General features: G+C 41.1%; 8 protein-coding genes. 1 reads left to right on the top strand and 7 read right to left on the bottom strand.

Translation table 11 applies throughout. The annotated features are described in order from the left end of the window. Positions 1-6: 6 nt before the first annotated feature. The 6 genes from EO120_RS03250 to EO120_RS03225 all read right to left on the bottom strand — a co-directional run bounded on the left by EO120_RS03250 (position 7) and on the right by EO120_RS03225 (position 8,442). Positions 7-1,182, bottom strand: coding sequence for an MFS transporter (locus EO120_RS03250; RefSeq protein WP_127134075.1), 1,176 nt, complete (start codon positions 1,180-1,182; stop codon positions 7-9). 223 nt (positions 1,183-1,405) lie between these two features. Next, positions 1,406-2,077, bottom strand: a complete 672-nt coding sequence (gene narI, locus EO120_RS03245) for a respiratory nitrate reductase subunit gamma (RefSeq protein ID WP_127134074.1) — start codon at positions 2,075-2,077, stop codon at positions 1,406-1,408. Continuing rightward, positions 2,074-2,598 carry a nitrate reductase molybdenum cofactor assembly chaperone gene (narJ, locus tag EO120_RS03240; RefSeq protein WP_127134073.1) on the bottom strand — a complete coding sequence of 175 codons (525 nt, stop codon included), beginning with the start codon at positions 2,596-2,598 and terminating at the stop codon, positions 2,074-2,076. Before narJ ends, narI begins: the two co-directional genes overlap by 4 nt. Beyond that, positions 2,598-4,025, bottom strand: coding sequence for a nitrate reductase subunit beta (narH, locus tag EO120_RS03235; RefSeq protein ID WP_127134072.1), 1,428 nt, complete (start codon positions 4,023-4,025; stop codon positions 2,598-2,600). The genes narJ and narH overlap by 1 nt, the downstream gene beginning before the upstream one ends. After that, a complete protein-coding gene (locus EO120_RS03230; RefSeq protein ID WP_127134071.1) occupies positions 4,015-7,689 on the bottom strand; it encodes a nitrate reductase subunit alpha in 3,675 nt (1,224 codons plus the stop codon). Before EO120_RS03230 ends, narH begins: the two co-directional genes overlap by 11 nt. Before the next feature lie 66 nt (positions 7,690-7,755). Next, positions 7,756-8,442, bottom strand: a complete 687-nt coding sequence (locus EO120_RS03225; RefSeq protein WP_164725718.1) for a Crp/Fnr family transcriptional regulator — start codon at positions 8,440-8,442, stop codon at positions 7,756-7,758. A 304-nt stretch (positions 8,443-8,746) separates the two neighbouring features. On the opposite strand from EO120_RS03225, the gene EO120_RS03220 reads away from it, so the two are divergent. Further along, entirely contained in the window at positions 8,747-10,075 is a 1,329-nt protein-coding gene (locus tag EO120_RS03220) for an MFS transporter (protein ID WP_127134069.1), read from the top strand. Between the two features lie 172 nt (positions 10,076-10,247). Here EO120_RS03220 and cooS read toward each other — a convergent pair whose 3' ends face one another. Further along, positions 10,248-12,428, bottom strand: a complete 2,181-nt coding sequence (gene cooS, locus EO120_RS03215) for an anaerobic carbon-monoxide dehydrogenase catalytic subunit (RefSeq protein WP_241234867.1) — start codon at positions 12,426-12,428, stop codon at positions 10,248-10,250. Positions 12,429-12,848 lie beyond the last annotated feature (420 nt).

The following is a 12,848-nucleotide window of genomic DNA, read 5'->3' as shown; positions in this document are numbered from 1 at the left end:
ATAATATTACGATTGTTTACGTCCTACCGAAATGGCAGCTACTGCAAATATAGCAGCAGTCATCCAAAAAACCATACCATAGCCAAACCAATTTGCAACCATACCACTAATCATGGGACCTAATACATTGCCCATCATCACAAAACCAGATAGCGCGCCAAATACAATCCCCTTTCTTTCTACTGGTACCGATAAAGATATCAATGTATTTGCTACTGGCGTAATGAGGCCCATAAAAAAACCTGCTATACTACGACAAATACCAAGACTCCATACATCGGGCATCATATATTGAAGAATAAAAAAGATTGATACGCCGATGGTAGCAATCAATAATATCCGATGCATACCCATCAGTTTCGTCATTTTTGCAATAGATAATGATGCTAATGCACTACATATACCAGCTCCAAAAATAATAATACCAACTATAGTAGCAAGATAAGACTCGTCGACAGGCATGTAATGTTTAATATACAGCGGCAAAATAGGACCAATCCCAGTAATGCCAAAATTACATAAAAACATCAATATGGCTAACATTCTTACCTTTGATATGCCTAAGAAATATCGCAACAATGACCACTGTGACTCTTGTTCTTTATGTGGAAAACTAAGCGTAGGCATCCACTTGTATACACCTAAGCAACATATTGCTGATAGAGCAGAGAACATAAAGAATGGTGTGCGATAACCAAATACATCTGCAGCCAAACCACCTAATAATGGTCCAAATACAAGCCCCATCACAAGTGATGCCTGATATAGTCCCATTGCCCAAGGATGTTTTTCCTCTGGTATGGCAAAAACGATAATCGCCAAACCTATAGGAACAAATCCACCAACTAAGCCTTGTAATGTACGCAACACTAATAACTGCATCGGTGTTTGTGCAAAACCAGATAACGCTACTGCCGTAGCCAAGGTAGCTAAAATAGCCATCATAACAGGGCGTGGCCCTCGTTTATTAGCCTGCAAAGACCAGTAAGGTGCACTAAGCGCTACCATAAAAGGAGTTACACCAGACACAAGCCCAGCCCACACAGCTGCCTCACCAGGATCATGTAGACCTAACTCAACTAAATATAAAGGTATAAACGATAGGATGCCTACAATGGTAATACCTGCACCTATTTGAATGGCACATATTAAATACAACAATCGTTTCCACGATGTATCCATAATATACCTACTTTCAAATTAACTATATAATTGTATATCTCTATTGTATCCTAAAATTTAGGCATTTCCTATATTAATATGCGTTTTATAGGCGTCATTAGTTACGCCATATAGAACATAAAATGAGATGTTAAAATGAAAAAACCGCCACTGATTGTTTTCAACTTTACGTAGGCTAAAGGCCATACGCGTAGTGGAAATCAGTGGCGGTTTGTACACTGTACTAGAACTTATCTCGTTTTCTGTACACAATAAACGGACGTGTTAGATAATTAAGCGGTACACTGAGGCAATGTACGAGCCGTGTAAATGGGAATAAAATTGCCACGGCCATCCATGCCAACATATGGAATTTAAACATAAATGGTACACCTTCCATCAAAGATGGATTAGGCATAAAGGATAATAAGCTCCTAAACCAAGGTCCAATAGACACACGATAGTCAAAGAAGCCAGAGGCATTTAATAGTGTTCCTGCCATGCCGCTAAAAATAGCGAGAGTTAGGAACAGATATAACCATTTATCCGTGGTAGATGTGTTAGCTTTCATAGCAGGCACGGTAAAACGACGTTTCATGAGTAACAAGAACCCTGCAATGAACAGCAAACCCGCTATGGCCCCCATGTATAGGGCACCTTGATGATACATATGATCATCAATGCCCATCATAGCAGTCCATGTTTTTGGTATCAGCACGCCCACTACGTGTCCACCGATAACGCACAGCAAACCAAAATGAAATAATGGATTGGCGATGCGCAATTGTTTCTTCTCTAAAAATTCGCTAGATTTAGTAGTCCAATTTCTTTCAAAATATAAAAAACGAACTACAGTCCCAACGATGAGAAATGTGAAAGCAATGTAAGGCAATGCCCCCCAAAGAAATAGATTCATCGTCCATCGTCCTCCAATCCATTAGCAACAGATAAAATAATATCAAACAAGAATGCATAAGGCAATTTAGCTTCAATAAAGCGTTCCCGAATGTATTCTAATTTTGGCTTACAATAATCGTAAATTTCACGAGCTTTTTCTTCGTCAATAACGGCGCATAATTCGAGAAGAGCCGGAATATAGTCAGGCATTTCTTTCGGCAAATCATAGTCATTTTCAAGGAAAAAGGCTTTGAATTTTACCAGTTCTTCTGCTTGTTCCCCTGTACCTTGCAATTCATAGGTAGACAAGTACATGGTTGTATTTTGACTAAAATCAAAAGTGCGGACATATTGATCTTCAAATGCTTTCCTAGGCATTTCCTCAATGTAATCAAAGAATTCGAGAAGACCTTGTCGAAGTTGCGGATGTCCAACAGTGTGAGTATCCACTTTCCATTCGCCAATCTCATCGTACCAGGTTGCATCAGGATATCGAAGCAAGAAGGATGCAATGAGAGCAATTTTTTGAGCATCTTTCATTATTTACATCCCCCTGTAGGACATGCAAAGCCACGATTGTGTTGCATGTGTTGACGACCTTCCTGAGACATATCAATATCCGTAGGGATAACGAAGCGATCATTGTATTTAGAAAGAGCTAATAATTTATACATAGCATACATTTGCTTTTCCGTTAAATCTACGTCGTGAGCGATTGGCTCATCATTCGTTTCACGACGGCGCATATATTCACGCATATCAAGAATCCGTTGCAATGTATTGCTCAACGTTTCCACATTGCCTGCAGTAAACATATTTGCCAAATATTGAACAGGTACACGCATTTCGTGAGCATCTGGTAAATACACATCAGATGTAACTCGTTGCAAAATTGGGCTAAGCGGTGGTATATACCAAACCATTGGTAATGTACGATATTCTGGATGCAATGGCAATGCCACCTTCCATTCTTTTACCAATTTATATACTGGAGATTTTTGAGCCGCTTTGAGCCAAGCCTCTGATATTCCTGCTTCACGAGCTGCATCAATCACAGCTGGATTATTGGGATCTAACAACAAGTCTACTGTATGTTCATAAATATCTTGCTCATTAACAGTGCTCGCCATTTCCTCTACTTTGTCCATATCGTATAATACAACACCTACATAGCGCATACGACCTACACAAGTTTCAGCACAGATTTGAGGTAACCCATTTTCCAATCGTGGATAGCAGAACACGCATTTTTCTGCTTTGTTAGTTTCCCAATTATAGAAGATTTTTTTGTACGGGCAAGAAGGGACGCAATGACGCCAACCGCGACATACGTCTTGGGATACGAGAACTACGCCGTCTTCATCACGTTTATAGATAGCCCCAGATGGGCACGCTGCTACACAAGCAGGATTTAAACAGTGATTACAAAGACGTGGCAAATAACGCATGAATACCTCTTCGTAATCAAATACAATATGGTCGCCCATTTTTTTGAGATTCACGTCAGCGCGAGCATGTTCGCCACCTGCCAAATCATCATCCCAATTAGGTCCCCAAGTGACTTCCATTTTTTGTTTCGTCACAAGAGAGCGAGGTCTTGCTACTGGTTGATTATTTTTACGACCAGAATGAATCAATGTTTCATAGTCGTAAGTCCAAGGTTCAAAATAATCGGTCAATTCTGGTTGTTCTGGATGATAGAACAATTTCATTAAACGATTTGTTTTAGAACCTGTCGCGAGCGCTAGATGACCAGATTTGTCGAGACTCCAGCCACCCTTCCATTTTTCTTGGTTTTCCCAATTTTTAGGATATCCTACACCAGGACGCGTTTCTACATTATTAAAATACATGTATTCTGCACCCTCGCGGTTCGTCCATGTATTTTTACAAGTAATAGAGCATGTATGACAGCCTAAGCACTTGTCCAAATTTAGGACCATAGATATTTGAGCTTTAATCTTCAAGCCAATCTACCTCCTTCAATTTACGAGCCACAATGGTCATATCCCGTTGGTTACCAGTAGGGCCATAATAGTTAAATCCGTAACTCAACTGACCGTAACCGCCGATCATGTGAGTCGGTTTCATATGAATATGAGTTGGTGCATTATGTGTACCGCCCCGTTGTTTTTTCACTTGTGCACCTGGCACATTAATGTGACGGTCTTGGGAATGGTACATGTAGGAAATGCCGCGTGGAATACGTGGTGATACAACGGCACGTGCTGCTACGACACCATTTTTGTTGAAAGCTTCCACCCAATCATTGTCCTTCACATCAATTTCTGCTGCATCGTCTTCATTAAGCCAAATAGTTTGACCACCACGGAATAAGGTGAGCAATTGTTGGCTATCAAAATACATACTATGAGTAGACCATTTATGATGCGGTGTTAAGTATTTCAATGTAATTTCCGGAACGCCTTCAATTTTGTAATCCTTCTGTACTGGCTTATAGGACAATACAGGTTTATACAAGGCCATAGCCTCGCCGTAATCGCGCATAATTTCATGATCACAGTAATAGGATTGACGACCTGTAACGGTTCGGAATGGTACCTTATCTTCTGTAGATGTAGTGAACGGCGAGTAACGGCGGTTTTTATCATTTTTGCCAGTACTTGTTACAGAGCTGATGATAAAGCGTGGTTGTTTTACCATATCATCAAAGGTGATTTGTTCTTGTTCACGACCGATGGCATTTTTTTGTAACCCTTCAATGCCTGTTTTCTGCTCCATCGCTTCCCAGGAACGAACGGCTAATTTACCATTCGTACAAGATGACAATGTTAATACTACATTACATGCTTCTCGAGCTTCGTAAATGCTCGGACGTCCATGAGATACGAATTCTGGGTTATCAATGGTACCATTTTGTTCATACAAGGATTGGTACGCATCGGATACATCCCAAGACAAACCATGAGCACCCATTTTTTGTTCTATATTTGGACCTAAGCCGATGAATTTTTCAAAAATTTTACTGTAATCTCGTTTTACATGAACTAAATTTGGCATAGTTTTGCCAGGAATCGGCTCACATTCACCGCGACTCCAGTCGAGAACCTTGCCTTCTGGTTGCGCAATTTCACCAGGACTATCATGTTGCAATGGTACTGCTACAATATCTTCGTATTCAGTAAAACCAGACTCCTTCGCTACACGAGATACCGTTTCAGCTAATGTTCGGAATGTATCCCAGTCGGATTTAGTTTCCCATGCGCAATCAACAGCAGCTTGGAATACGTGTACATATGGATGCATATCTGTAGAAGATAAGTCTTCTTTTTCGTACCAAGTTGCCGCTGGGAATACGATATCAGAATAGAGTGCTGTAGATGCCATACGGAAATCGATATCGATGAGAAGATCTAATTTACCTGCTCCATCAGCTTCACGCCATTTAATTTCCTCTGGTTTTACTGATGCATCATCATCTTCTAAAACGCCGTGTTTTGTACCAAGTAAATGTTTAAGAAAATATTCGTGCCCCTTAGAGGAAGAACCGATAAGATTCGCACGCCATACAAATAGATTGCGCGGATGGTTTTCTTTTGCTGCTGGATCTTCGATAGCAAATTGTAATTCTTTATTCTTCAACGCTTGAGCTACGAAATGATTAATCTCCGTTTCGGAACCAGCACCAGCAGCACGAGCTTCGTTGATGAGCTCTTGGCTTCCTTTATTGAACGTAGGATACGATGGTAACCAACCTAAGCGAGCAGCCATAACATTGTAGTCACCAGGATGGCGATACCGAGGTGTAGCTAATTTAGAGGTACGATCTGCCAAATCGATACAGTCAGAACGATATTGTTCTGTAGCAAAGTAAAACCAAGATGTACCATTTTGTAAACGTGGCGCTTTACTCCAGTCATTACCAGTCATAATACCAGCCCAGCCTTCAACAGGACGTAATTTTTCTTGCCCTACATAGTGAGCCCAACCACCGCCGTTAACACCTTCTGTGCCACAGAACATGATGATGTTCAAAATGGTGCGATAAATGACGTCTGCATGATACCAATGGTTAATTCCACCGCCCATGATAATCATGGAACGACCTTTAGTTTTGATTGCATTATCAGCAAATTCACGAGCTGTACGAATAGCAATAGCAGCAGATACACCAGTGATTTTTTCTTGCCACGCTGGCGTATATGGAGCATCTTCTTCATAGCTGCTAGCCGCTTCACCGCCAATACCGCGGTCGATACCGTAATTCGCCAAAATCAAATCATATACGGTCGTCACTTGTACAGGCCCTTCTGCAGTTTGTACCGTAATGGTAGGAATAGCGCGTTCAATAATACCTTCGTGTTGTTCGTCACCGAAATATGGCAATTTAACCATCACTACATCTTGGCGATTGTCGAATACAGACAAACGAGGGGCGATGTTTTCACCAGTATCTCGATTTTCTAAACGCAAATTCCATTTTTCAGGATGGCTATGACGATCTCCTAATGTACCATTTGGCACAACGAGGGTATTCGTATTGTCATCGATGAGAAGATGTTGGAATTCAGCGCCTTCCTCATTTCTGCCGAGGTCTTTAGCATTGAGAAAACGACCTGGTTGTACAGCACCATTGATATTTTCTACTCGTACAAGGAATGGCATGTCCGTGAAAGCTTTCGCATAGTCAGTGAAGAATTTCGTTTCTTGATCAACGTAATATTCTTTCAAAATAACGTGACCCATAGCCATCGCCAAAGCCGCATCAGTACCAGCTTTCACATTAAGCCATGCATCAGAAGACGTCGTCGATTCTGCATAATCAGGGGATACAGAGACAACCTTAGTTCCTTTGTAGCGCACTTCTGTCAAGAAATGAGCATCCGGAGTACGCGTCAACGGCACATTGGAGCCCCAAGTAATGATATAACCAGCATTGTACCAATCACCAGATTCAGGTGTATCCGTTTGTTCCCCCCAAACTTGAGGGCTAGATGGCGGTAAATCTGCATACCAATCATAAAAGGACAAGGGCGTGCCACCCATCAAATTGAGGAAACGAGCACCTGCCGCATAGGACAACATGGACATAGCAGGAATTACAGAAAAACCTGCATTACGGTCAGGTCCATATGTTTTCGCTGTATAGAGTAAGGATGCAGCCGTAATTTCTGTAGCTTCATCCCATGTGGAACGCACGAAACCACCCATACCGCGAGCGGATTTGTATTTTTTACATTTTTCAGGATCTTCAACGATAGATTTCCACGCTTCTATAGGGTTTTTAGCGTTTTTCTTCGCTTCACGCCATAATTCAGCTAATTCACCGCGCACATACGGATATTTCACACGCAACGGACTGTACAAATACCAAGAGAAAGTAGCTCCACGAGGACATCCACGAGGTTCATAATCCGGCATATCATCAGGAGTTTCAGGATAGTCAGTAGCTTGGTTTTCCCATGCTACTACACCATTTTTAACGTAAATATTCCAACTACAAGAACCAGTACAGTTTACGCCATGCGTAGTGCGAACCACCTTATCATAAGACCAGCGATCACGGTAAAAATTTTCCCACTGTCGCCCCCCTTCTTCTGTGATTTGATGCCCACTACGAGATACGTCTTTTTTGCGAAGAAACTTGAATTTCTGTGATAACAAGCTCATCGTAATCCTCCTTACAAACTACAAAAAGACCCTTGCGTTAGCAAAGCCAACAACAAGGGTCTTACATCATTCTATATTGCTAATATCAGAATCAATACTATCAACATCTAAATCTAACAATGCAATAAGAGCATCGAAATCTCGAATGACTAAGTGGTGATTATCATAGGCAACATAGCCCAATTTACGCAACTCACTGAGCATACGGTTCAAACTTTCCCGAGATGTGGCTGCAAATTCAGCCAACTCTTGATTCGTCAAGGCGATATCGATGAATATACCATCGTCACGCTGAATACCATAGCTATTGGCTAAACGCAATAATGTAGAATAGAATGCGCCTTTTTTGCCATATAGCAGCAAATCTCTGTACTTAGCTTGTTGCCGCCGCATATGAAGTGTATAAATCTTCATCATCGCAATAGCCAATGAATGGTCCTTAGCAATAGCCCCCTCTAATACAGAATAGCGAATAGCATAAACAGAACTATTTTCCCGAGCAATAGCATTGAACACATAGGTTCGTTGTTTTTCCTCATATAACGGAATCTCACCCATTACATTTTGAGGACCTACGAGACGAAGTGCAAAAATATGACCACTAGCCTCAAATTTTTTTATACTCAATCGTCCGGAAAGAACTATATAAAAATGTTCTGCTATATCACCTTCATGAAACAAAAATTCACCTTTTACTAAATTAATTGTTTCACCTGGCAAAGCGAGTAATTGGTTTATCAATTCTTTCTTCATACCATCACCGCGCATCCTTAATCCATATTATAACGTATTTATTCTCAAATAAGTGTGCTATTTCTCACATTCATATTATATTATCTTTAGTATGATAAACGTGTAATTTTAATCACAGCTGCATATCTTCATTATGTTAATCCATTTGATAACGATGTTAACTGAGAATCCGTGCACATAGTAAAGCCGTATATAGTAAAGCCATATATTTTATAAGTTTATTATACTATGACTAGCCTATAGATTCTACTATGTGTGAAAGTAACCGTAATCATGAGTATAAAGAATGGAAAGGAAATTTCTTATGAGCTCAAGTACCACATTTACATCACGCCGCGATATCGTGGCAAATTGGCAACCAGACAACAAGGATTTCTGGGAGTCTTATGGCAAGAAAATCGCCAAACAAAACCTCGTAGTGTCCACGTTGGCCCTCACGCTTTCATTCTGTGTCTGGTATTTATGGAGTACCATTGCATCACAGTTAAATGGAGCTGGCTTCAATTTTACAACAGATCAATTATTTACCCTCGCCGCCTTTCCTGGACTCGTAGGTGCCACTTTGCGATTTGTGTACACCTATATGCCCGCCCTCGTAGGTGGTAAAAACTGGACATTCTTCTCCACTTTGATTCTTCTCATCCCAGTAGTGTGGTTAGGCCAAGCGGTACAAGACCCAACAACCTCGTATGAAACATTTATGGTTTTAACCGCTCTTATCGGTCTGGCGGGAGGCAACTTCTCCGCATCGATGGCGAATATCGGTAACTTCTTTCCTAAATCGGAAAAAGGTACAGCCCTCGGCATCAACGGTGGTATCGGCAACCTTGGCATTTCCATTCTCTACTTCTTAGCAGCATTTGCCATGGGCAGTGCAGCCCTAGGAAGTGTATTCGGCGTTACACCAGCCATCATCAATGGCGATGCTGTATATCTTGCCAATGCAGCCCTTATGTGGGTAATACCGCTCATTATTACATTAGCATTAATTTTGAAATTCATGGATAATTTGCCATTAGCCAAACCAAATCCTAAAAGCTTGGCTCAAATTTTCGGCAATAAACATACATGGGCAATGACATTAATCTATACTTGCGGCTTCGGTGCATTCTCCGGCTATGCCGCCGCCCTCGGCTTATTGGTAGGCAAAGAATTTCCTGAAATTCCATTCGCCTACATTGCATTCGTAGGTCCCCTCGTATCTGCTGGACTTCGCCCTGTAGGCGGTTGGTTAGCTGATAAAATCAACAGCGGTACGAAAATTACCTTCCTTGGTCTCATCGGCCTCTGCGTAAGCACCGCTCTCATCGCAGTAGGTGTAGATTTACACAGCTTCCCATTCTTCTTCGCGATGTCCGTTATCACCTTCGTATTTACCGGTTTCATTACAGGGGCTTCGTTCCGTATGATTCCACATATCTTCACAGATGGCTTACAAGGTTCTCTCGTAACAGGCTTTACCGCAGCCGTAGCTGCTTACGGTGCCTTCATAACACCAAAAATCTTCGGTTTCACTTACACCACATTTGGTAACATTCACCCAGCCTTCGCTGTCCTTCTCGCGTTTAATATTGTAACCGTAGCTGTATGCTACTGGTTCTACGTTCGTAAAGGCGCGAATATGAATGTGTAAAAACTTACAAATACACCAAAATAACCAATTCTTCCGATTAGAAGAATTGGTTATTTTTAATTATATATTCTAAATATATCTCTAAGATTCAAAACAGCCACAAGCTATCTCACTGGAGACTGCTTTCACCATTAACAATACTAATCAAAACCTATAAGTCAGTTATATATAATTATACTGGCCAACCAAGTGCTTCCCGTTTTTTATTGATGTCATCAATAATTTTTGCTGCCACTACAGCAGGATCAGTGTTAACATACATAACGGAACCAAGAAGTTCTTTTGTATCTTCTTTTAAGAATTTTGTTACCGCATCAGAACCTTGTGTTGGTGGCTCAACGCAGTGGTATGTGTTAATCCCCATCAAACGGAATCCCAGTGATGCATCGATGCCTTTTTCATTAGACCATTCAGGGCTGGACATAGCAAACGGCATTTGTGGCAAATTAAAACCTAATTCACCAGCAATACCAGCGAAAATACCGGAGGAGCGAGCATTATCCACACACTCCCCTACGTGCCATACAGGTGGTTGATCATCGCCAAGGAATTCTTGAAGGTTTTTACCGCATTTCTTAATAGCATCTGTATTACAGTAGCCTAATTTCATCAATGGGAAGGATGCACAACCATTAGTGAGAATGATGCAATCATTTTTGATGAGTTCTTCACAAATATCAACAGTAGCTTTTTCATAAATAACACGAGGGTTAGAACAGCCTACGATATTTACGATGCCCCGCACTTTGCCAGATTTCAAGGCATCTGCCAACGGTTTAAAAGAACCATAATGTTTCACTGTAGATTCTGGAGAAAAACCAACTTCTGCGGAAATTTCATATGGTGGAATGTATACTGGCATGCCTTTACGTTTTTCATGAGCTTCTAACGCACGATCAAGAATAGTTCTAGCCAATTGTTTTGTTTCACTCAAATTACTGTGGTGATGGTCATAACCAATATGTTCAGCCCCAGGTAAACGAGCTGCATCAGAAGTAGTAATTACTTTTGTATTAAAGCAACGAGCTACATCCATAATAGCAGGGTACACATCTTGTACATCCGCAACCCAGCAATCGAGGGCGCCAGTACCAAGAACAAGCTCCGCACCTACAGCATTACACAATGGAATCACATTTTCATAACGATACATACTGGACAAACCAGAGCAACAAATACCATAGAATTGAATGCCTTTCGCACCAATAGCTTTCGCTTTTTCTTGGTATTCTTCGGAATTACCGATAGTACAAATTTGAGATACTAATGTTGGCAAGTGACCATGAACCGCAATATTAACATAACCTTTTTTCAAAGCACCAATGTTAACCTTAGATGTACGGCGACCACCTAAACCAAACAATGCATCAGTAGCGATATCTGCTGCTACTACGCCAGTAAATGTGAAAGCAAGACCACAACGCAAGAATTGTTGCATATTACTTTTCCAATCCCCATCAGTACCTACGCATGTACGATGGTATGCATCAAATGCCTCATTATATGCAGAAATCGGTAAGATATCTAAGTTTTTCCACACTTCGCGACGCTCAGCTGGTGCCAATGCCGAAATTGTTTTATATTCCCCAGGCAATGCACGGCTCAAATCTTCCAATAGCACGTCTGCTAAATCGTTTGCGACTTCATGGACTGTACGACCTTCTTCTGGAATATCAAAGGCTTTACATACAGTGCGGATTTTTTCTTCCCCCATAATAGGAATATCTAATTCACCAGTAGCGGCAGCTTTCAAAGAAATCAAAATTTCACGAGCATGCGCACCATGTTGCGTTAAACCACCTGCAGCAGCACGTGTTAAGTTACGAGCCACAATGAGATCTGCATCAGCACCACAAACGCCGCGAGGACTCTTAGGGGTAATTTTACAAGGACCCATGAAACAAATTCGGCAGCATACGCCAGCAATACCGAATGTACATTGCGGTTGTTGTTTATCAAAACGGTCAAATACAGTATCACAACCAAGCTGCTCCATGCGAAGAATCATTTCACGCACAGCAGGATCTGGAGTTTGCTCAATCACATCTTGTTTCGTAGGCCATGTTTTACGATATTCCGCAACAGCTTGCATGTAATCATTTACACCATGCTCATGCACCTCACCTGGCGCATGCGTGTGTGGTACCCATTTATCAGTTGGCATAGCTTTTCCGTGACTATGGTCATGAGAATGCTCATGCTCGTGATGATGGTCATGTCCGTGCTCATGATGATGGTCATGCTCATGATGGTGATGATGACTATGTCCGTGATGATGACCATGTTCATGATTATGCTCGTGGTGATGATGACCACACTGACAATGATGCTCTTTCTGTTTATTATCGCTCATACTAACCTCCTCGCCTACTGTAGGCGCATTCTTATTCCCTCATACATTCGGGAATTTAAAACCTATCATATAACTATGCTTTAATAATACTCAGTATATTGTAAAAAACGGATATTTGTCAAATACAACTTACACCAAAAACATTACGGTCATTTTATAAAAGCTATATCCGCAGCATAAAAAAACATGTCCTACAAGATGAATTTACTTCCCCAACGTTCCGATTACTAAAAACACCAACGGCAATTACTACGAAAAGACAAAAATCCCCTATCCGAGATGAATTTACTTCCCTAGCGGCTGATGCGCTTGCACATTACGGTCATTTTATAAAAGCTATATCCGGGGTTATAGGACAAAAAGTGTGTGTGACTAATCCCAATAAGTTGGAAAATTTGTAGACATATGTAGCTCATTCCA

The sequence above is a fragment of the Veillonella caviae genome, assembly GCF_003992125.1.
GTDB lineage: Bacteria > Bacillota > Negativicutes > Veillonellales > Veillonellaceae > Veillonella > Veillonella caviae.
Note: the sequence above shows the minus strand (reverse complement) of the source record. Positions and strands in the feature narration are given on the sequence as shown.